Genomic DNA, 22857 nt, shown 5'->3' on the forward strand with positions numbered 1-22857 from the left:
GTCGTGCGCCCGGACCGCGGTTCGATTCGGAACTCCGTTTGAGTATGCGTACTCATGAAACGAGACACAGGCTCCGGCAGGCTCCCGAATGAATGAAAGGACGAGGTCAAGGGCCTTCGGCTCGCCACCCGGCTTGACCCACCGCTGTACCGGTTCAATACACCCACGCACGAACGAACGGACCCATGAAGACTGCATCGCTGTTCGACGTACTGCTGGACGCAGCCCGCCAGGCCCCTGAGCAGGTCGTCGTACATGTCCGTGGGGACGGGAGCGAACTGGCAGTCACGTTCCGGGAGTTGCTCGACGAGTCCCTGCGCGTCGCGGGTGGCTATCGCGCCGCGGGCGTAGAGCCGGGCACCTGCGTGCCGCTGCTCGCGGACCGCAGCGAGGACTTCCAGCCGATGTTCTGGGGCGCGCTCGCCGCCGGCCTGGTGCCGGTGCCGCTGGCTCCCGACGCGCGGCGGGTCGCCCCGGTGTGGGAGCACCTCGGCCGTCCGCCCGTCGTGGTGGACGCGGCCTGTGCGGGGGTGGCTGCCGAACTGCCCGACAGCGCACGGGTGTTGCGGCTGGAGACGCTGCGGGAGTGCGCCGAACCGGTCTCGCCTGTCATGCCGGGCCCGGACGATCTGGCCTTCCTGCAGTTCTCCTCCGGAAGTACCGGGTCTCCCAAGGGGGTTGAACTGACGCACGCGGCGGTCGTGGCGAACCTGCGGCAGATGGCCTCCGCCTCGGCGCTCAACGAGCAGGATGTCGTGGTCAGTTGGATGCCCTACTTCCACGACATGGGTCTCATCGGCACCCATCTGGCACCGCTGGCCGTGCGGGCTAAGCAGGTGAAGATCGGTCCCCTGTCGTTCGCGAAGTCGCCGCGTTTGTGGTTCGACGTGGCCACCGCGCACCGGGCCACGGTGTTGTCGGCCGCCAACTTCGCGCTCGCCCTGACCGTCCGCCGGGTCCCCGACGAGGTACTCGCCGCTGTGGACCTGAGCCCGGTGCGGCTCATGCTGGTCGGGGCCGAACCGATCTCGGCGACGGGGTGGCGGGATTTCGTGGCCAGGATGCGGCCGACCGGACTGGACCCTCGCGCGGCCGCGCCCGTCTATGGGCTCGCCGAGGCGACGCTGGCCGTCACCTTCCCGCCGCCCGGCGAAGTGGCGGCCCCCGTGGCGCTGGACCGGGCCGCTCTCAGCCGTGGCCGGGCGGTGGAAGTGGAAGGGGAGCCTGGCGGCGACGCCGTGGAAGTGATGGACGTCGGCGTACCGGTGCCCGGCTGCGCGGTGCGAATCACCGACGAGGCGGGCCGGCTGCTGGGTGACCGGCGGGTGGGTCACATCGAGGTCAGCGGCCCGCAGATCGCGCGCGGCTACCACCGCCTTCCCGAGCCGACCGCACAGACCTTCGCGGACGGCTGGCTGCGCACCGGGGACCTCGGCTTCCTTCGGGACGGACGACTGTGTGTCAGCGGCCGCCACAAGGATGTCCTCTTCCTCAACGGCCGCACCTTCCACGCCCCGGACATGGAGGAGGTGGCCGCCGCGACGCCCGGGCTGCCTGCGGGCATCACGGCCGTGGTCGGCTCGACCGACCCGGTGACCGGGAGCGAGCGCGTGGTGGTGTTCGTGTCCTGGAGCCGCCCGCCGCACACCGCGACGGAGGTACTGGACCAGGTCTCGCGGCGGGTTCGTGGAGCGCTGGGCCACGACGACGTGTATGTCCTCGCTCTCCCGCCGTCGGCCTTCCCCCGCACCACGAGCGGCAAGCTGCAGCGGCAGCGGATGCGGGCCGGCTTCGAGGCGGGGTCGTACCGGCCCGTGGCCTCGTCCAGCCCTGACAGAGCGGCGGGCGGACCGCGGCAACCCGACAACGTACGGCGATCGGCGCCACCCCGTTCGCGCGCCGACGTGCGGCAGCTGGTGCGCGACGTGTGGGCGCGCGTACTTGCACGGCCGGAGGCGTCCTTCACGGACCGGGACCGGTTCGCCGATCTGGGCGGCACCTCACTCAAGGCCATGGAAGTGCTCGCCGACCTGGAGCACGCCCTCGATGCCACCCTCGCTCCGGCCGTGATGCGCAACGACACCGTCAACGCCCTCGCCGACCAGCTTCTGGCAGCAGTCGACGACACGGCGGGCCGGCGGTCGTACGCCGCCGATGGGTCGATGACGGGGCCCGTCCGAGCCGGCACACCCGGGACGGTGGCAGGGCCCGCCCGAGCCGGCACACCCGGGACGGCGATCCTCGCGGTGGCCTGCCGGTTCCCCGGCGCGAACACGCCCGAGGAGTTCTGGGACCTGCTGGCCGCCGGGCGGGACGCTGTGACCACGGTGCCGCCGGGACGCTGGGAAGGCACACCACCGACACAGGCGGGTGAGCAGGCATCCCCCGGTGGCTCCGGCGGACGCTGGGGGTCCTTCCTCGACGACCCGGCCGCCTTCGACGCCGGGCACTTCGGCATCGGTGACGATGAGGCCCGCACACTCGACCCGCAGGCACGGATCTTCCTCGAACTCGCCCACGAGGCACTGGAACGCGCGGGCTACGCAGGAGACCGCCGCCGCGGCCTGCGCGTCGGCGTCTTCGCCGCCGTCGGAGACAGCGGCTACCGGCAGATCCTCGCCGACGCGGCCCCGACCGGTACGCCCCCCGCGGCCACGGCCCTGACCGGGAACCTGCCCAACCTGGTAGCCGCGCGTGTCGCACACTGCCTCGATCTCGACGGGCCGGCGCTCACCGTGGACACCGCGTGCTCGTCGGGTCTGGTGGCGCTGCACCTGGCCCGGCGCAGCCTCTCGGACGGGGAGTGCGACATCGCCGTGGTCGGCGGCGTCAACCTCCACCTCACGCCCGACGGATACCAGGCACTGGAGTCTGCGCAGGCACTGTCACCGACCGGCCGCAGCCGCGCCTTCAGCACCGCGGCCGACGGGTTCGTACCCGGTGAGGGCGGAGCTGCCCTTGTCCTGCGGCCAGTTGAGTCAGCCTGCCGCGACAACGACGAGATCCTGGCCGTCGTACGCGGCACCGCCGTCAACAACGACGGCACCTCCCTGAGCCTGATGGCGCCCAATCCGCTGCGGCAGCACGAGGTGATCGGCCGGGCGTACGAGATCTGCGGCGTCGATCCGCAGTCGGTGACGTATGTCGAGGCCCACGGGACGGGTACGGCCGTCGGCGACCCGATCGAACTGCGGTCACTCGCACAGGCCTTCCCGGCCCGTCCGGACGGGCGGCCGCGGCTGCTCGGCTCGGTGAAGACGAACGTCGGACACCTGCTGAACTCGGCCGCCCTGCCCTCGCTGGTCAAGGTGGTACTGGCCCTCGGACGCGGGCGGCTGCCTGCCTCGCTGCACCACACGTCGCCCTCCCCCGCGGTCGAGCGGTCCGGGTTCGCCCTGGTCACCCAACTGACCGACTGGGAGTCGCACGGTCCGCGCAGGGCGGGCATCAACGCCTTCGGCTTCGGCGGCACGAACGCACACGCGGTCCTGGAACAGGCACCGCCGACCCCGGATTCTGCCCCTGCGCCACGCGCGGGAGGCGGGCCGCACCTGCTGACCCTCTCCACACGCAGTGCGGACGGTCTGGCCGCCTGGACGTCCCGCCTCGCGGACCATCTGCGCGACCACCCGGAACTCGATGAGGGCGATGTCTGTCTGACGGCGGCCACGGCACGGGACGAGGGACCGCACCGCCTGGCCGTCGTGGCCGACGGGGACCTCCGGGAACGGCTCGCCGAGGCGACCGCCGCGCGTGACGGCCGACTGCCCGGAGTGGTCACCGGGACGGTGTCGAACCGGCCGCGGACCGTCTTCGTCTTCCCCGGCCAGGGCGCTCTGCGGCCGGGCCAGGGTCGTGCGCTGTACGCGACGGCACCGGTGTACCGCGCCACGCTCGACGAGGCGTCGGTCCGCGTCGGCGCCGTGCACGGACGGCAGTTGACGTCCTGGTGCGTGGACGCGGAGGTGGATGCGCAGACGCAGGCCGCCACCGAGGTGGCACAGCCGCTGCTGGTCGCCCACGGGGTGGCCCTCGCCCGGCAGTTGACGGCCTGGGGCGTACGGCCCGACGCACTCGTCGGACACAGCGTCGGCGAGCTCGCGGCCGCCTGTGTCGGCGGGGCGCTGTCGCTTGCCGACGCGGTGGGATTCGCGGCGGAACGCGGGCGACTCATGGGCACGTTGACCGAGCCGGGCGCGATGCTCGCCGTACGGGGAGCCGCCGAACAGGACGTGGCGGCCCTGGTGGCCGCAGCACCCGGCGAGCTCGCGGTGGCCGCATACAACGGTCCCGGCCGGCTGGTGATCTCCGGCAGCCCCGACGCGGTCGGGCGGGCGGCCGAGAAGCTCGCCGGGCTGGGAGCGGCGGTGCGCCCGCTGCGGGTGTCGCACGCCTTTCACTCACCGTTGATGGAGCCGGTCGCGCAGTCCCTGGCCGAGGCTGCGCGCACTCTGGACGCCGACACTGCCGACCTGCCCGTGATGAGCACGCTCACCGCCGAGTGGCAGCCGCGCATGGAACCGGACCACCTGCGCGAACACGCCCTGCGGCCGGTGCTGTTCGGCCGGGCGGTGGCACGGCTGCTCGACGAGGGCTACGACACGTTCGTCGAACTCGGGCCGGACGAGAACCTCGCGGGACCGATCCGCGCGGCGGCAGCCCATCACCGGGCCGACGGCACGGACGGCAGTCGTGTGCTCGTCGTGACCGCGCCCGGGGAGCCGGACCGGGCCGGGTCCGCCAAGGGCGATGCCCCGGGCGGGGCTCGGGAGTTGCTGGAGACGGTGGGGCGCCTGTGGGCGCGGGGCGTGACGCTGGACCGTACGGCGCTCGACACGGGCCGTCGGCGTGTGCCGCTGCCGCCCTACCCCTATCAGCGGCGCCGGTACTGGCCCGACACCGCGGCGCAGGAGCTCCTGCCCGGCACGGCGGCGCACGAGCTCCTGCCCGACACCGCGGCACACGAGCTCCTGCACCGCGTCACGTGGCAGGTGGCGCCCCTCGCCGACGGCGCTCCCACCGGACCCGTACTGGTGACCGGCCCGGACGCGACGGCGGCGCGCGCGCTCGCGGAACAGCTCGCGGGGCGGGGCATCGAGGCGACCACGGACTCCGGAACCGCTGCGGCGCAGACGGTGATCCTGCTCGCCGGGCCGGCCAAGCACAGGACGGCGGCCGCCGAGTTCGAGTTGCTGCAACGTCGGTGGGTCACGGCGTTCCGGGAGGCACTCGCGCTGTTCGACCGGGCCGGAGTCGGCCGTCTGCTGGTCGTGACCGAGGACGTGCACGTCACGGGACACGGCTCCGAGCGTTCGGGCCCGGCCCAGGCCGTGCTGGGAGCCCTCGCTCTGGCCGTGCCCGAGGAGTTCCCCGGAGTGGTGGCGAACTGGGTCGACCTCGCGTCCCTCGACGACGTCGGGCAACGGCTCCGGGCCGTCCTCGCCGAGGCTGCGGCGCCGCAGGCGGCCGGGGTGGCCGCCTGGCGGGACGGGCGGCGGCTCGTACGGACCGTCGTCCCGCAACCGGCCGAGACGCCCCACGCCGGGGAGCGGCTGCCCGCCGACGGCACCTTCCTGATCACGGGCGGCTGCGGGGGCATCGGTTCCGCTCTGGCCCGCGACCTCGCCGGCCGTGGGCGGCCGGTGGTCATCCTCACCGGCCGTTCTCCGCAGCCGCCCCAGGGCCTGGTGGAGGAACTCGCGGCGCTCGGCGCAGGTGCCCGCTACCACCCGGCCGATCTCGCGGTGCAGGACGATGTCGCCAAGCTCGTCGCCGAACTGCCCCCGCTGGACGGTGTCTTCCACGCGGCCGGAGTGGTGCGCCCCGGGAGCCTGCGCGCAACGGACGTACAGGAAGCGGTGGATGCGCTTGGGGCCAAGACGCTCGGCACGATGCTGCTGTCGGAGGCACTGCACCGGCACGGGCAGCGTCCCGGGGTGTGTGTCGCGTTCTCCTCCGTGTCCTCGGTGCTGCCCGGGCTGGCAGGGGCGCTGGGCGTCTACGCGGCCGCGAACGCCTTCCTCGACTCGTTCGCGGCCGCCGAGCGGCGGGCCGGACGGGCGTGGCTGTCGGTGAACCTCGGGCCGTTCGCCGAGACGGGACTCGCCTCGTCGTTCGTCTCCTCGCTCGCCTCCTCGCCCGGCGCCGGCGGCCTCCCGCGCGCCGGGAGTCAGCCGCTGGCGACCGCGCCCGCGCTGGCCGCACTGCGTTCGGCGTGCGACACGGACGCGGCGCAACTGGTACTCGCCGATCTGACGTCCGGGCGGGGTCCGGTCCTTGGCGACTCGCCGGGGCGGCCTGCGGTGATACCGCCGCCGCGGACCGCTTCACCGGTGGCACGTCAGCCCTCCGGCGCGGAGGGGCCGACGTGCGTGTCCAGCTCCACCAGTTCCGTCTCCAGCTCCGGATCCGCTTCCGTGCTCCGGGAACTACTTGCGCAGTCCCTGGGCGTACCGGCGTCGGCCGTCGACGACGACGCCCCGTTCCTGTCGCTCGGGCTGGACTCGCTGGGCGCCGTCGACCTCGTCAAGAGGCTGGAGCGCAGGACGGGACGGCCATGGCCCACCACGCTCTTCTTCGAGTACCGGACCGTGCGCGAGCTGGCCGCCCACGTCGACGCGCAGGCCGCGGCCGGACCCGAAACCGGAGCCGGAGCCGGAGCCGGAGCCGGAGCCGATCCTGATGCTGATGCCGTCGAGCGGGGGCGGGACGCTCGCCGCGCCCCGCTACCGCCCGTGGCGGACGACGGCACGCCCTTCGCCCTCACCCCCGTACAACTGGCCCTGCACACCAGCAGCCGACTGCACCCGGACGTCCAGGCGCGCGGCCATCTGCGCCTGACGATCCGCGGCCCGCTGGACACCCACGTCCTCGGCCGGGCGTTGACAGCGCTGGCCGAGCGGCACGGCATGCTGAGGCTGCGTATCGACGACGCGGGCGCCGCGCCGATGCAGCGGCTGGCGCCGACGATGCCCCTGCGGACCTGGTACGAGGTACGCGAGGGGACCGCCCAGAGCGTGGCCGACGTCGAATCGGCCCTGTGCAACAGGCCCTTCGACCTGGCCGTCGACCCGCCGGTGCGGGCCGTCGTGCTCCGTCAGGAACCGAACCTCGCGCACCTGCTGCTGGTGGTCCATCACGCGGCGGCGGACGGGTACAGCCTCAACGTCCTGGCCGAAGACCTGTGGGCCCTGTACACCTCGCTGTGGCGCGGAGAACGCCCCCAACTGCTCCCGCCGTCGCTGGACTTCGCGACATACGCAGCGGCGCGCGTCCACTCCCCCGGTTCCAACAGCCCGGACGACACGCGGCGTTACTGGGCGGAGCGCCTGGCCGGGCGGGGCGAACCGCTGCGGCTGCCGTACGACGGTGATCCCGACGCACCCCCGTCGGGCCCGCTCGTGCAGCACCACGGCGTACTCGACTCGGCCCTCACCACCCGCCTGGAACGGTTGGCCGCGGCGCATGACGTATCGCTGTTCCACCTGTTGCTCGCCGCCTACGTGCGCTGCCTGGTGCGGTGGACGGGCCGCCGGGACATCGCCGTGAACGTGGCCCGGGCCCGGCGCGAGGACCGGTTCGAGGGGGTGGACCGGCTTGTCGGTCCGCTGGCCGACACGCTTCCGCTGCTGTGCGAGGCGGACCCGGAGGAGCCGCTCGTGGCATTGGCGGCGCGGCTGCGCCCGGCATGGCTGGAGAGCGAGCGGCACGCCGATCTGAGCAGTCTCGACCTGGCCGGGCTGTTGTCCGGTGCCGACGGCGGCCCTCGCACGGCGAGCCCGGCGGGCTTCAGTTTCGCCCGCTTCCCGGCCCGCCTGGCGGCCGACTGCCCGGTGGAAGTGCGGGCGACCGCGGCCGGCACCGGCTCGGCCGCGACCCGGCTGAGCCTGCTGTGCTGGGCGGACGGCCCTGTGCTGCGCATGTCGTGGAACTTCCCGCTGCCGCTCTTCGAGCGGGGGACGGTGGCGCGTCTGGACCGGGAGTACCGCGCGGAACTGGAGGAACTGGCCGCGCTGTGTGCGCTCCCCGCACCGCCTGCGCTTGCCCCTGCGCCCACTGAGGTCGCCTCCCCTGCTTCCGCCGTGACGTCCGCGCCTCTCGCCGGATCGGACGGCGGTTCGCGCCTGGTCGCCCGGCTGCTCGACCGGTTCCGTGTCACGCCCACGGCAACCGCGGTCGATGACGGAACGACGACACTCACCTATGCGGCCCTCGACCACGCATCGGCTCTGCTCGCCGCGCGCCTGCGGGCCCTCGGTGTGCGGCCGGGCGACCTGGTCGGACTCCTCACCGAGCCGGGCCCTGACACCGTGATCGGCGTGGTGGGCATCCTGCGGGCCGGTGCCGGCTGGGTCCCGCTCGATGCGGGCCACCCCACGGCACGGCTGGCGGATCAGCTGGCCCGCACGGGTGCCACCGTCGTGGCGTGCCATGCGTCGACCTTGCCAACCGCCACTGCCCTCCGGGGAGTTCGGGCCGTGTCCGTCGACGACCTGCCGCCCGTCCAGGCCACCCCGGCTGCATCGGGCTCATCGGCCTCGATGCGTGACGACGACGTACCGGCGCCCGTCCCCGTGCCCGTCCCCGTGTCCGCGGCGGAGATCGAGGCCGAGGCGATCGCGTACGTCATCTTCACCTCCGGATCCACCGGGCGCCCCAAGGCGGTACCCATCACCCACCGGGCGATGGAGAACTACCTCGACTGGGCAGTCGCCACCTTCGGCTACGGCCCGCAGGACCGCCTGGCCCAGACGGCGTCGCCGTGCTTCGACGCCTCCGTACGCCAGTTGCTCGCACCGCTCCTGGTCGGCGCCACCGTGGTGACCGTGCCGCAGGACCTGCGGCGCGACCCCGAACTGCTGCTCGCGTACGTGGAGCGGGCGCGGATCACCGTATGGAGCTCCGTGCCGACACTGTGGGAGCAACTGCTGTCGACCGCCGAGGAGCAGGTGCGACGCGGGGCGGGCCGACCGGATCTGTCGGCGCTGCGCTGGGTGCACGTCGGAGGCGAGGCGCTGCCCGCCGCGCACGTACGCCGGTGGTTCGACCTGTTCGGTACCGGCACACGGATCGCCAACCTGTACGGGCCCACGGAGGCGACCATCAACGCCACCTGCCATGTCATCGACGTCCGCCCCGGCGACGACGTACAGCTGCTGCCGATCGGACGGCCCGTCGCCGGTACCGACCTGCGGGTGGTCGGCCCCGACGGCACGCCGTGCGGGCCGGGCGAGTGCGGCGAACTGCTCATCGCGGGCGTCGGGTTGACACCCGGCTACCTGGGCGAGCCGGACCTGACGGCCCGTGCGTTCGCCGTACGTGACGGTCGCCGCTGGTATCGCAGCGGGGACCGGGTACGCCGCGGCGAGGGCGGCACCCTGGAGTTCCTGGGACGTGTCGACGACCAGGTGAAGATCCGTGGGAACCGGGTGGAACCGGGAGAGGTCGAAGCGGCCCTCCAGACGCACCCCGGCATCGCACGGGCCGCGGTCACCGCGCACGAAGGGCGGCTGCTGGCGTTCGTGACCGTCCGGCCCGATTCCGATCGGCTCGGTTCCGACCGGTCCGATTCCGACCGGCCGGACACCCGCGACGTGCGCCGACACCTGTCGGACATCCTGCCCCCATACATGATCCCGGCGCACATCTCGGTCGTCGACGCGCTGCCGCTGACCGGGACCGGCAAGGTCGACCGCCGCGCTCTGTCCGACCGGGCAACGGCCCCGGCGGACCGTGCGGGCAAGGCATCAACTGAACCGTCGATGACCGCCGGTCGTGGTACTCCCCCGGCGACGCCGACCGAACGGCGGCTGGCGGCGATCTGGTCCGAACTGCTGCAGGTCGGCCAGGTCTGCCGCGAGGACGACTTCTTCGACCTCGGCGGGGACTCGATGCTCGTCCTCCAGGTGTTCGCCCGGCTCGGGGAGCAGGAGGGGCCGCTGCCCAGGCCGACCGCCATCTACCGGCACCGGACCCTCGCCACGCTCGCCGCGGCAATAGACACGGCGGTGGACACGGCAGTGGACATGGCGGTTGATGCTGCCGCCGGGCAAGCGTGCGGGACGGGGACGGGGACGGTCACGAGTGCGGGTTCTCGCCCGACCGGCGAGGACCACACGGCCCCCTTCCCCCTCACTCCGGGCCAGCGCGGATTTCTCCTCGCCGAGGAGCTCTCACCGGGCGGCGGTGCCTGGCTGGCGCGGCTGCGGCTGTCCGGCCCACTGGACCAGGAGGTCTTCCAGGCTGCGGTGGACCTCTTGGTGGCACGCCACGCGATGCTGCGCACTGTCTTCCCCTCCGGCGCGCGGCCGCCAGTCCAGCAGGAACTGCCGCGCTCACTGCGGCTGCCGGTCGTCTTCGAGACGCTCCGCGACCGCGGTGACGTGGACGAGCGGGTCGCGGCGGAGGCCGACCGACGCTTCGAGTCGTGGACGTGGCCCCTGCTGCGACTTCGCGTACTCACCACGGCTCCGCACGACCACGTACTCCTCGTGCACGCACACCACCTCATCGGCGACGGGTACAGCGCCGCCCTGCTCATGCAGGAACTGACGGACGCGTACGACCTGCTGACCACCGACCGCACAGCCGAACCGTCCACACCTCACGCCACCTTCCGCGACCACTGCCTGCTGCTGGCCGAGACTGCCATCGAAGCAGCAGCTGGAGCGGAAGCGAGTACGGAAGCGGGATCCGGCTCAGAGCCGGACGCCGCGGAACGCCGGGCCCGGCTGAGCGCCCCGTACCAACCCCCGGTGCTCCGCGCCGCCGACGACACCAGCGGCGGCAGTACGACGATGGACGGCACCACCCCGGCCTTCCATTCCGCGGACTTCGTGCTCGACGCGAGCCGTACGGCAGCGCTGCGCGCACTCGCGGCAGAGGCGGGGGCGACCCTGTACGCGCCTCTGCTGACCGCCTACTACCAGCAGTTGGCGGAGACGACCGGCCAGGCGGACCTGATCCTCGGGCTGGCGGTGAGCGGGCGGGACCTTCCGCTGCCGGACGTACACCGGATCTTCGGCCCGTTCGCCGCGGCCGTACCGGTGCGGCCGGGCGCCGCAGCGGGCCAGGAGCCGACGCAAGGACACTTCGCCGATGCCCTGCGCCGGATCGTGGCCGAGGCCGAGGAGGCGCGGACCCACGAGGACGTCCTGCCGCGGCACGCCAACGGGCTGCCGCTGACGTCGCAGTTCTTCTTCACTTTCCTGGACTTCTCCGCGCTGGCCGCCCCCAGTGGCGGCACGCTGACGGTGTCGTGGCAGGACGCGGACAGCGCGTTCGCTCCGCCGTCGACGGCGACGGACGTGTTCATGGCGGTGCGGCCGGACGGGGCCGGGCTGCGCGTGACGCTCCGAGGGTCCGCGAGGGCCTTCTCGCCTCCCGCGCTGGGCGGCTTCGCGGACTCGGTCCGCGACCGGCTGACACGGGCATCAAGCCCTGGGTCCGCGGTTCGACGGCAGAGGCCTCGGGAGATCATGGACGCCGCGCTGGTCGGATACCTGCCCGCCCCCGACCATCTGGCGCGGCTGGCGGGCCTGCCCGACGGGGCACTGCCACGCGCCGAACTCCGCACGATGCTGTTCCCCGACGATGCGCCGCGCCTCCTGGAGACGGTGGAGACGCCACTAGGCCGATCGGGCTTCGTCTGCGTGCCGCTGTTCGCCGACGAACTCGGCCGGGATCCCGGTCTCGTCCGGCACGCCGGCCGCGCGGTGTCGCTGGCTTCGTCGCTCGGCGCACGCTGTGTCTCACTGGCGGGGATGATCCCGTCGCTGACCGGTTACGGCTTCGACGTGCTGTCCTGCGTCGAGGGGGCTGCGGCCGTGACCACAGGCCACGCCGCGACCGTTGTGTCGGTGGTCAAGACGGTCCAGGCAGCCCTCGACGCCACCGGCCAGAACCTCGCGGACCTCGACGTCGCGTTCGTGGGGCTGGGTTCGATCGGCTCCTCCTCGCTGGAACTGCTCCTCTCGGGGGCCACGCGTCCACCACGGCGGCTCCTGCTGTGCGACGTACGCGGCAGCGAACCGCGGCTGACGGAGCTGGCCCGGAACCTGCGTGAGCGCGGGCTGGCCGACGAGGTCGAGGTGGTGGAATCCCGGCAGACACTGCCGGACGCCGTGTACGGGGCCGATCTGCTGGTGACGGCGGTCAGCGGCAGCTCCGCGGTCCTGGACGTGGACCGGCTGAGGCCCGGCACCACGGTGGTCGACGACTCGTTCCCCCACTGCTTCGACACCGCCCGAGCACTCTCCCGGATGCGGGAACAGCAGGACGTACTGGTCCTGGGCGGCGGACTGCTCCACATCGGCCGCACCCGCCGTGAGCCCGCCGAGGGACTGCCCCCCGCGGCGGCGGCCGGCTACCTCGCCCAGCCCTGGATCGAGGACACCCTCGCCTCGTGCCGTACGGAGTCCCTGTTGCATGCCACCCTGCCGGAACTGCCGCTGGTGCACGGCTTGGTGGACCAGGAGACGGCTCACGCCTATGCCCAGGCCGTGGACCGGGCCGGGGTGACGGCGGCGCCGCTCCACCTGCTCGGGCACGTCGTCGGCGCCGACCTGGCGGCCGGTGTACCAAGGAAACGCTGACCGGTGCCGGCGCGGGCGGCGGACACCATCCCGCGCCGGCCGTCGGTTCCCGTACGAGCCGGCCCAGGTAGGTCCCGTACACGCCGGTCAAACGGCCGGGCCCGCCAGAGCGGAAAGCTCTCGCGGGCCCGTGCCGAGGAGCGCCTCGGTGGCGTTCTGCTGCTCAGAGACGGCCGCCGCTGAGACGGGAGAGCGGTCCACGCCGACGCAGACCGGCACGGCGGCCCAGCGTGTAGGAGCAGAGAACCACGGTGGCGGTGCCCGCTCCGGCAGCGACCGCCAGGACCTTCCTGGCCTTCAGGAGGGTCCATGCCATACCGGCCTTCCCGATCGTCTGCTGGGCGGCCGAGGAGACGGTGCCCTGCACTGTCCTGGCCGCTTCCCTGGCCTTCTCCGACGCCGCTCCGCCGAGACTCACCACGGCTTCCTTGCTGCCGTGGCCCACGGCGGCGGCAGCTTCTCCGGCACTCTCCGCCGCCTGGGCGGCAGCCTGCTGCGACTCCTTCGCCGGCGCCGCGGCGCCTTCGGTCACGGTCTTCTTCGCCGCTCGCGCGCTCGCGGTCGGCGACTGTCCGTTCGTCGTCTTGTTGCTTGCTCCAGCCATACGCGCCGGGTATCCAGCCCCACGGTCGGCAAACAGAGACCCTCGTCGCACAGGCGGCGGCCCGCGCACAGAACAGACGGCGGCCCGCGTATCGAATTGCGAAATCACGTCCAAGGCCGTGTTTCGCCCGGCGGATCGTGCCTACCGGTACTACATGGTCCAGTCGATGCGCGAGACAGAACGAAAGTACGCCGTCCCTTCGTCCTCCGACACCTCCTGGCTGTCAGATGCCTCCTGGCTGTCGCGGTTGAAGCGTGTGGAAGGTGTCACGGCGGTCGTCGACCGGGGACCCGAGGAGTTGGACGCGGTCTACTACGACACCGCCGACCTTCGCCTGTCCGGTTCTTCGGCCGCGCTGCGCCGCAGGACCGGCGGCTCCGACGCCGGGTGGCATCTCAAGTTGCCGTTGCCTGGCGACAGCCGGGAGGAGATCCAGTCGGCTCTCTCCGACGCCGTCCCGGACTCCATGCTCGACCTGACCGTCTCCCGCACGCGCGGGGCAACGCTGACCCCGGTGGTTCGTATCCGCTCGACCCGCGAGGTGCGGCATCTTGTCGACGCCGAAGGCACTCTCCGTGCCGCGTTGAACATCGACACGGTTCGCGCGGAGTCCCTGCGTGCGGAGGGCAGGCATGCTGTGTGGAACGAGGTGGAAGTGGAGCTGGCCGAGGGCACCGATCCCGCTCTGCTGGACGCCGTGGACAAGAAGCTGCGCAAGAAGGGCGTCGCTCGTGCGCAGTCCCCGTCGAAGCTGGCCCGTGCCCTCGACGAGACGGCGACGCCCGCCGCCCGAGCCGATGGCACCGATCAGTCCGGCGACCTGGACCTGAACCCGGGCTCGGCAGGCGAACACGTCCTCACATACGTGCGAGAACAGATCCGCAACCTCACCGCCCTCGACCCGGCTGTACGACGCGACCGGCCGGACTCGGTGCACAAGATGCGCGTCGCCTGCCGCAGGCTGCGCAGTTGTCTGCGCTCCTACCGGTCCGTCCTCCACCGCGATGTCACGGACCCGATCAGGGCCGAACTGAAGTGGCTGGCGGGCGAGTTGGGGGCCGAGCGTGATCAGGAAGTACTGATGGAGCGCCTCACTGACCGGATCGATGTCCTGCCGGAGGAACTCGTTCTCGGCCCCGTGGTGGCGCGGCTCCAGACATGGAACGTCGCCCGTGGCACCGAGTCCCATCGGCGCACTCTCGATGCCCTGGGCTCCAGCCGCTACCTGACCCTGCTCGAATCCCTCGCCACGCTGGTGGAACAGCCTCCGCTGCGCGCCAAGGCCCGCAAGAAGGCGGGCAAGGTCATGACCAGGGCTGTCCTCAAGGAGTACGACCGTCTGGCCGAGCGAATGACCCCCGCCCTGGACCTGTCACCCGGTCCGAAGCGCGACGTGGCGCTGCACGAGGCCCGCAAGGCGGCGAAGAAGGTGCGGTACGCGACCGAGGTGGCCCGTCCTGCCCTCGGCAAACCGGCCAAGCGTCTGGGCAAGCGGGTCAAGGCGGTACAGAAGGTCCTCGGCGATCATCAGGACAGTGTGGTCGCCCGCGGCACGATCAGGGATCTGGCCGTGGCGGCCCAGGGGGTGGGCGAAGCCGGTTTCACCTGGGGGCTGCTGTACGGCGCGGAGCAGGCCGTGGCGGGGACCCGGGAACAGGAGGTGCCCGCGGTGTGGGCGCGCGCCTCGGCCCCCGTGCTGCGCAAGCGGCTCCGTAAGTGACGGATGGTTCGACGGGTTGCCTACCAGGTGACGGGGAGCTGCGAAACGCCGCAGACCCGGCTTCCGCTGGCCCAGGTGAGTTCCTGGGCGCTGCCCGCGAGCGCGAGGCCGGGGAGTTCACGGATCAGCGATCCGATGGCGACCTGCAGTTCGACGCGCGCGAGGTTGGCGCCCAGGCAGAAGTGCGGCCCGTGTCCGAAGGTGACGTGCTTGTTGTCGGCACGCCGGACATCGAACGTGTGCGGGGCCGGGAAGTGCTGGGGATCGAAGTTCGCGGCGACGACCGGGGCAAGAACGCCCTGTCCCTGGCTGACAGTGGCCCCTGAGGGGAGCGACAGGGTTTCGGTGGCAACACGCAACAGCCCTCCGTGGCCGGGGACCTCCATGCGGAGGATCTCTTCGACGGCGGCAGTCAGGAGTGCTGGATCATCGCGGAGTACGGCGAGTTGGTCCGGGTGCCGCAAGAGCGTGAGGATGCCCCGGCCGATGACGTTGCCGGTGGTCTCGTGTCCCGCGATGATCAGCCCTCGGACCATGCGGGCCAGCTCGACTTCGTTGAGCCGGTCATCCGCGTCCTGGGCGTCGATGAGGTTGTCGAGCAGATCCTCGCCCGGGGCTCGGCGGCGCCCGGCGATCAGGGCGTCGACGTACGCGGCGAACTCCGCGCCGGCTTTGGCACGTGCCGGTGCGTCGGCGGTGCTCGTGGACAGGAACTTGTCCGACCAGCTGCGGAATTGAGGGCTGTCCTGAGCCGGGACGCCGAGCAGTGCGCAGATGATGTTGATCGGCAGCGGGAACGCGAAGGCCGTCATCAGGTCTGCCGGGGGTGACCCGGCGCGCATCTCCGCGATGAGTTCGTCCGCGGCGGTTTGGATGCGCGGCCGCCGGCTCTCGGCCCGCCGAGGGGTGAAGGCCGCCTGAACGATGCGGCGCAGCCGCGTGTGTTCGGGCGGGTCCATGTTGACCAGCGCGTTCGGGTCGTCGGAGAAGTCGGCGTCGGACAGCATGCGCGGCGCGCCCGCGTAGCGCAGATTGCGGCTGAAGCGCGGGTCTCCGAGGACTGCCCGTACGTCGTCGTACGTGGTCGCCAGGAGCGCTTCGTCTCCGCTGGGCAGGACCACCGGGGCCAGCGGGCAGGCACTCCGCCTGTCGGCGTAGGCCTGCGGCGGGCTGCCGTGAGGACCCGGTGGGAAGGGGAACGTCGATCCATCATGGGACAACTCGTTGTCCGACACCCTTGCACTCCTCCCTCGACTGCGTTCGATCCACCTCGACTGACGGGCCGTCAACTACCTTCGAGAGTCCTCAGGTTCATGGAGATCGTCAAGGCTGAGGCGGCCTACGACGGCGGGGCCGGCCGGACCCGCTCCGGCTGGGCGAACGCGTCCGCTCCTCCTTCCAGCCACACGCACAGGTGGGAGGGGTGTTCGGCATCCATGTGCACGGTGTTCGCGGCTGTGGCGGTGCGGCGGGCGGCGGCCTCCGGTTCGCCGGTGTTCGTGTTGACGTCGAAGCGGGGGAAGTTGCTGGAGGAGATGTCGAGCCGGATGCGGTGGCCGGCGGCGAAGCGGTTCGCCGTGTCGGGGGCGGTGACCTCGATCTCGTACACCTCCCCGGGATTGAGCAGCTCGGGCTTCTCGTAGGAGCGGTGGAAGCGGCAGCGGAAGATGCCGTCGGTGAGATTCATGGCGAAGCCGTGCGGATGGTCGGGGTTGGGCGGGTGGACGTCGATCAGCTTGACGGTGAAGTCGGTGTCCGGGGCCGTGGTGGAGATGTGGAGCCGTGCGGACACCGGGCCGGCCAGCACCACGTCCTGCTCCAGCGGCGGTGTGGTCAGGCTGATCACGTCCGGGCGGGAGTCCAGCGGCAGGTACGGCTCACGCGCGCCGTACACCCGGGCGTCCGGGGCGTTCTGGTCGTACGCCCCGCCGGTCATCACCGGCTCGCCCGAGGTGACCTGGCCTCCCATGGTGGGTACCGGGTGGTGCGGGTCGAAGTCGTAGGTCACCGACGCGGCGGCCGTGGCGGGCGGGTCGAGGGTGAGGGCGCCGTCGGTGGTGAGGTACAGGGCGACGGGTGCCGTCGACGTCGGCGGCCACCGGGTGTCGGTGCGCCACTCGCCGCCGTGCCGCATCCGACCTGCCGCATCCCGTCGGCCGTCACCGCCGCCCATCAGGAAGTACTGGACGGGGGGAAGGTCCCCGCTCTCCGGATTCCGCTCGTCCTCCCGGCCCAGCGCGCGGTCGAACCAGCGGCGGCGGAATTCCAGGTACGACGGGGCGAGGTTGCCGTCCAGTGTCGCCCGCGGGCCGAAGTCCACGTCTCCGGCGTACGTCTCGCAGTGGTGCCCGTGCGTCCAGGGGCCCATGACCAGGTAGGAAGGCGCCGACTTCAGTTCGCGCAGGGCGGTGAAGTTCTCGATGGTGGAGCGGACGTAGGGGTCGTACCAGCTGCCCATGTGCAGGCTCGGCGCGTCCGGGAAGCGCCCGTAGAAACCTCGCCCGTAGAGCGCCGGGTTGCGGTAGTAGTCCCCGAAGGTGTCCTGTCGCCACTGCTCCAGCAGGAAGTCCTCGTACGCCGACAGGTGTCGCAGCGGCGTGCACCCCGGCCGCCACGGCATCGCACCGAACCAGCCCGGCACGTCCACCCGCAGCAGCGCCTCGCGGAGCACCGGGTCCGCCGCCGCCTCGGGGCTCTGCACCGCGTGCCGCAGTGCCCAGGTCACCTGCTTCAGTTCGAAGGCACCGCCCATCCGCATCCCCGCGTCGTACGCACAGGAGAAACCGCCCGAGTCCTGGAACATGGCGGCGAGCCCCTGCGCCCCCTCGGCGGCCGCGGCCGCCTGGACGTGGGCGGAGTAGGACACCCCCGTCATCACGACCCTGCCGTCGCACCACGGCTGGTTCCTGAGCCAGGCGATCGTGTCCGCCCCGTCCGGGCCCTCGCCCAGATACTTCACGAACGTTCCCTCGGAGTCGCCGCGGCCCCGGCAGTCCTGCCGCACGACGTGGTAGCGGGCTTCGGTGAAGTGCCGGGCGATGTCCTCGGGCCGCGGGACGGGCGCGTCGCTGCGGTCCTGGTCCGAACCGCGCTGCGCGCGCCGGCCGTACGGCGTGCGCTCCAGGAGCACGGGAAGCGCGGTCGCCTCCGGCTCGGGTGAGGCGGAGTACAGGTCGGCGGCGAGATGGATGCCGTCCCGCATGGGGACGCGCAGGTCGCGGCGCCACAGGGCACCGCCCTGGAGAGGTTCGGGCCGGCGGGCGTGGGGGGTGTCGTACGAGATCACCCACGTGACGCTAGGCAGTCGCCCACGTCGTGGCGATCACTTGACCTCATCAGGTCAACTGTTCCGCCGGACGGTGACGGGATCGGACACGGGACCTACTGTGCAGCGCAACCCGGCGACACGCCCCGCCCCATCACCACGGACAGTGCACGGCTCCGGGTCCCCGTCTCCCGCACAGCGCTCGCGACGCGGTCGCGTCGTGCCCTCGTTCCACCGTCCTCACAGGAGTCCGCCATGAGCACACCCGACAGCCGCACCCAGGAGGTGCAGGCCGACGAGCCCGACGAGGGGGGCCGTGGCTCCCGCCTCCTCGATCTGGTCGAGCGTGCCGGAAACGCACTGCCGCATCCGTTCTGGCTGTTCTGGATCCTGGGCGGGGTGGTCGCCCTCGTCAGCTGGGTCCTGAACATCTCCGGTCTGCGGGTCGAGGACCCCTCCTCGGGCGACCTGGTCGGTGTGCGCAGCGCCCTGTCGGCGGACGCTGTACGGGATCTGGTCACCGGCGCCGAGGAGTCCTTCGTCACCTTCGGGCCGCTCGGCACCGTGCTCATGGTGATGCTCGGCGTCGCGGTCGCCGAGCGGTCAGGTCTCTTCGAGGCACTGGCCCGTCGCATGCTGTCGGGCCTGTCTCCGCGCGCCGTCGTCCTGGGCGTGGCCCTGGGCGGCGTACTGGGGAAGTTCCTGTCGGACTCCGCGTACGTGGTCCTCATTCCGCTCGGGGCGGTGGCCTTCCGCGCCGTGGGCCGCTCTCCCATGCTCGGCATGATCGTCGCGTTCGTCTCCATCAACGCCGCGGGTGATGCCAACCCGCTGATCGCCCCCGGTGACGCGCTGTTCGCCTCCGTCGCCACCGAGGCCGCGCAGCTCGTCGACAAGGACGTGGTGGTCCGCGCGACGGACAACATGTACTTCACCACCGTCTCGGCGTTCGTGCTGGCCGGCACGATCGCCCTGGTCGTGGACAAGGTCCTCGCCAAGCGCGAGCACCACCTGCTCCCCGACGCCGACCTGGAGGCCGCCGCGGCACAGCAGGTCGTCGCCGCCGGGGTCGACGACGCCACCGAGGTACGGGCCCTGCGGACGACCGGTCTTGCCGTGCTCGGCTACGCCGCGCTGATCGTGCTCGCGATGATGCCCGCCTCGTCGCCGCTCCGCGGCGAGGGCGGCGCGATCGTGGAGTCCACCTTCATGAACGCCATCGCCGTCTTCCTCACCGTCTTCTTCCTGCTCATCGGTGCCGTGTACGGGCGGCTCACCGGGCGGATCAGCGGGAGCCGCGCGATACCGGAGTTCATGGCGGAGGGCGTGCGCTCCATCGCGCCGCTGCTGGTGCTCTTCTTCGCCGTGTCCCAGTTCCTCGCCCTGTTCAAGTGGACCAACATCGCCACGGTCGTCGCGGTCGAGGGCGCTGACTTCCTGGAGAAGTTGGGCGCGCCCACGCTGGTGCTGTTCTCCCTGCTGATCCTCACGGTCGCGCTGATGAACCTCCTCATCACCTCCGGCTCCGCGCTGTGGGCCCTGGTTGCCCCGGCACTGGTGCCGATGCTGATGCTGCTCGGCACCAGTCCGGCCACCACCATGGCCCTGTACCGCATCGCCGATTCCTGTACGAACTCCATCACTCCGATGAGCACCTCGTTCATGCTCTGTGTCGGCTATCTGCAGACCCTCCGCCGCAAGGCCGGCATCGGCACCCTGGTCTCCTTCACCCTGCCCGTCGCCGTGATCATGCTGGTGGTGTGGGTACTGCTGTTCTTCGTCTGGTATCTGCTGGGCATCCCGCTCGGTCCGGGTGCGCCGGTGCGGTGAGCTCCGCCGTACGCTGACGGCGTGAGCATCGTCCTCGACCTGGGAGGGATCGGCCCCGCGGACGTCGCGGCCGGGCCCTCCCCTCTGTCGGAACTGATGGCGGGCCTGCATGTGCTAGCCGAACCCGAACACCATCCGGAGGCCGCCGGCTGGGCTGCCCGCGCGGTCGCCGCGGGACCCGAACTGCGCGACGAGTTGTCCATGTTCGCTCCGCTGTGGGCCCGCTTCCGCTGCCGTCTGTTCTTTCCCCGTACGTTGCCGCTCGCGGCAACCCTGGACGAGGAGCTGGCGGCGATCGCGACGCTGCCGGCCGAGGACTTCCTCGAACTGGTGGCGCCCGGAGTGCTCGGAACCACCGCGCAGCCCATGCCGCCGGTTCGCGAGTTGCGCGCCGGCACCGCCACCGCGGAGGACTACGCACGCAGTTGCCAGCGCCGCTCCTACGCCCGCGGTGAGCTGGCGCGACAGTTGGTGGCGGCGCCACTGGAGCTGCGGGACCGGCTGCTGGCGGTACTGCGGGCCGCCGACACCGCGTTCTTCGCCGAGGACTGGCGCATCCTGCGGCCGGCCCTGGAGGACCACGCCCGGGAGGTACGTCGCCGACTTGCGGCCCGCTCGCCCGCGGAGGTGCTCACCGAACTGCTGCCGACCGCGGCCCGGGTCGGACCGGGGGAACGGGTACGGCTGGACAAGCTGCAGATCGACGAGGTGAAGGTGGCCCCGCGCCCACTCGTCCTCGTGCCCTCCGCCCGGGTGTGGCCGCATCTGACCGTCAAGCACGAGCATCCGTCGTGCGTCGTGGTGCAGTACGCGGCGCGCGGCACCACCCCGACCGCGGAGCTGACCGTGCGGGATCTGCACCACCGGCTGATGGCGCTCACCTCGCCCGCCCGGATGGAGCTGTGCCGCCACCTGCTGGGCGAACCCATCACCACCTCGGAGCTCGCCACCCGACTCGGCTCCAGCGAACCGCAGGTCTCGCGCGCCCTGCGGACCCTGCGCGACGCCGGCCTGGTGCGCTCCATCCGGGACGGCAAACTGGTGCGGCACCGGCTCGCCACGGACGTCATCCAGCGACTGGGCCACGACGTCCTGGCAACCGTGGCGCGGTGAACCCGGTCGTCGGCGAAGGCTGCGCGGCACCTGGTACCCGCGTCGGCCACCGCGAGCAGGGCAGCGCCATCAGGGCGAACGTGACCTGACGAGGCTCTAGGTCGGGCCGGGATCGTCGGCGAAGTACGTCAGAACCATCTCGACCAGTGCGTCGACATCGGCATCGACCATCGGCTCGCCGGTCATGCCCATCCGGTGGAGCAGCGCACCGACCACCACGTCGATGAAGAACAGGACCCGGGCCTCCGGCTCACCGAGCGCCTCTTGGAGCGCGAGCCGGTACGGGTCCTGCAACCGCGTGGACAGGATCTCGCGCAGGGCCGGATCGCTGACGGCGTCACTGAACACGCCCGCGAAGGCGTCCCCCACCCCGGGTTCACCGATCTTCGCCGCGGCCCAGCGGATCGACGAGGACATGAGTTCGGCTCGACCGGTGCCCTCCAGCGGCGCCGGGCCGAACGCGTCCAGGAGGCAGTCCACGATCAACTCGCCCTTCGACGGCCAGCGCCGGTAGACCGTCGACTTCGCGATGCCGGCCACCGCGGCGATGCGCTCGACGGTGGCGCGCGCGTAGCCGAGTTCACGGACCGTGCTCAGCGTCGCGGCGAACACCACGGTGTTGACGCCCACGCGCGGGCGGCCGGGCGGCCTGGCGGATTCGGTCGAAGCCATTCCCACACGATACCCGTTTTCGCTACCTTTGGTTTCGATACTTCAGGTCTCGATACCCGAAGTCGCGAAACTCTCTGAGGCTGGGAGAAGACATGAATGAGGTAACTGCTGTGGAGCGGCCGCCGGAGCCGGACTGGTCGGCGATGACGGCCCAGGAGCTGGTCGCCTACCGCGACGCGGAGAACCGCTTCCGGGCGTCCGACGCGGCGCGGGCGTTCACCGGGGAGCCGGATCCCGGTGCCGCGATCCGATGGCAGCAGGTGACGCTGCCCGGCCGCGAACTCCCGGTGCGGGTGTACCGGCCGGCCCCCGGGCGCGAGGGCGAAGGCGCCGACCGGACCGGCCTGCCACTCGTGCTCCATGTGCACGGAGGAGGGTTCGTGGGCACGGCGGTGCAGAGCGACTGGGTCACCAGCCACCTCGCCGCCCAACTGCCCGCGCTCGTCGTCTCTGTCGAGCACCGTCTGGTCGCCCCGGACAGCCCGCTGTCGGACGCCGTGGACGACGGCTGGGACGTACTCCAGCACGTGGTGCGGCATGCCTCGCAGTGGGGCGTCGACCCTGCGCGTACGGCCGTGTTCGGCGAGAGCTGCGGCGCGTTGATCAGCGCCCTGGCCGCGATCCGGGCCAGGGAGGCCGGCCTGTGCCTCACGGCGCAGGTGCTGGTCAACCCCGCCGTGGATGTGACCGAGACGATGCTCGACCACGACTCGGTCACCGAGCACGCCGTCACCCCGACCCTCGCCGTGCCGCAGCTGCGTCTGTTCCAGCGGCTCGCGGTCCCACCGGGAACCGGCCCTCGCGCGCTCTCGCCGCTGTACGCCGACAACCTGGACGGGCTGGCCCCAGCGCTCGTGGTGGTGCCGACCCACGACCCGTTGGCCGATCACGGCCGCCGCTACGCCGGACGGCTGCAAGCGGCCGGGACACCCACGCGGCTCACCGAATATCCCGGAGCGGGGCACGCGTTCCTCAGCATCCCGGGCCTGGCACCGCAGGCCGAGGCCGCACGGACGGAGATCCTCGAGTTCCTCCGAGCCTCCCTCGCCACGTGAGGCGA

At 72.0% G+C, this 22857-nt stretch carries 9 protein-coding genes; 5 read left to right on the forward strand and 4 right to left on the reverse strand.

Features of this window, described 5'->3' with window-relative positions; genetic code table 11:
• Positions 1–185: 185 nt before the first annotated feature.
• Entirely contained in the window at positions 186–12593 is a 12408-nt protein-coding gene (locus ACZ5VQ_RS32610; protein ID WP_469108069.1) for an amino acid adenylation domain-containing protein, read from the forward strand.
• Between the two features lie 163 nt (positions 12594–12756).
• Here ACZ5VQ_RS32610 and ACZ5VQ_RS32615 read toward each other — a convergent pair whose 3' ends face one another.
• The gene (locus ACZ5VQ_RS32615; protein ID WP_469108070.1) at positions 12757–13197 is read right to left on the reverse strand and encodes a hypothetical protein; all 441 of its coding nucleotides are present in this window, start codon (positions 13195–13197) and stop codon (positions 12757–12759) included.
• A gap of 154 nt (positions 13198–13351) precedes the next feature.
• Between ACZ5VQ_RS32615 and ACZ5VQ_RS32620 the strand changes: the two genes are divergently transcribed.
• A complete protein-coding gene (locus ACZ5VQ_RS32620; RefSeq protein WP_469108071.1) occupies positions 13352–14917 on the forward strand; it encodes a CYTH and CHAD domain-containing protein in 1566 nt (521 codons plus the stop codon).
• Between the two features lie 20 nt (positions 14918–14937).
• Here the strand turns inward: ACZ5VQ_RS32620 and ACZ5VQ_RS32625 are convergent, their stop codons facing one another.
• Complete coding sequence (locus ACZ5VQ_RS32625; protein WP_469108072.1) at positions 14938–16152, reverse strand: cytochrome P450; 1215 nt, start codon at positions 16150–16152, stop codon at positions 14938–14940.
• A 104-nt stretch (positions 16153–16256) separates the two neighbouring features.
• Complete coding sequence (locus tag ACZ5VQ_RS32630) at positions 16257–18203, reverse strand: CocE/NonD family hydrolase (protein WP_469108073.1); 1947 nt, start codon at positions 18201–18203, stop codon at positions 16257–16259.
• A 234-nt stretch (positions 18204–18437) separates the two neighbouring features.
• On the opposite strand from ACZ5VQ_RS32630, the gene ACZ5VQ_RS32635 reads away from it, so the two are divergent.
• A complete protein-coding gene (locus tag ACZ5VQ_RS32635; RefSeq protein ID WP_469108074.1) occupies positions 18438–20012 on the forward strand; it encodes an AbgT family transporter in 1575 nt (524 codons plus the stop codon).
• Positions 20013–20033: 21 nt separating this feature from the next.
• Positions 20034–21125, forward strand: coding sequence for an ArsR/SmtB family transcription factor (locus tag ACZ5VQ_RS32640; protein WP_469108075.1), 1092 nt, complete (start codon positions 20034–20036; stop codon positions 21123–21125).
• Positions 21126–21221: 96 nt separating this feature from the next.
• Here ACZ5VQ_RS32640 and ACZ5VQ_RS32645 read toward each other — a convergent pair whose 3' ends face one another.
• Positions 21222–21797: a TetR/AcrR family transcriptional regulator gene (locus ACZ5VQ_RS32645; protein WP_469108076.1), complete on the reverse strand. Its 576-nt coding sequence runs from the start codon at positions 21795–21797 to the stop codon at positions 21222–21224.
• Between the two features lie 92 nt (positions 21798–21889).
• Here ACZ5VQ_RS32645 and ACZ5VQ_RS32650 point away from each other — a divergent pair, with 92 nt between their 5' ends.
• On the forward strand, positions 21890–22852 hold the full coding sequence (locus ACZ5VQ_RS32650) for an alpha/beta hydrolase (protein ID WP_469108077.1): 963 nt from the start codon (positions 21890–21892) through the stop codon (positions 22850–22852).
• Positions 22853–22857 lie beyond the last annotated feature (5 nt).

It is taken from the genome of Streptomyces sp. NPDC033178, from assembly GCF_055577685.1.

Bases quoted from the DNA above. Each gene is read 5' to 3' on its own strand.
- ACZ5VQ_RS32610 (WP_469108069.1), top strand. From the start codon at position 186: ATGAAGACTGCATCGCTGTTCGACGTACTGCTGGACGCAGCCCGCCAG.
- ACZ5VQ_RS32615 (WP_469108070.1), bottom strand. From the start codon at position 13,197: ATGGCTGGAGCAAGCAACAAGACGACGAACGGACAGTCGCCGACCGCG.
- ACZ5VQ_RS32620 (WP_469108071.1), top strand. From the start codon at position 13,352: ATGGTCCAGTCGATGCGCGAGACAGAACGAAAGTACGCCGTCCCTTCG.
- ACZ5VQ_RS32635 (WP_469108074.1), top strand. From the start codon at position 18,438: ATGAGCACACCCGACAGCCGCACCCAGGAGGTGCAGGCCGACGAGCCC.
- ACZ5VQ_RS32645 (WP_469108076.1), bottom strand. From the start codon at position 21,797: ATGGCTTCGACCGAATCCGCCAGGCCGCCCGGCCGCCCGCGCGTGGGC.
- ACZ5VQ_RS32650 (WP_469108077.1), top strand. From the start codon at position 21,890: ATGAATGAGGTAACTGCTGTGGAGCGGCCGCCGGAGCCGGACTGGTCG.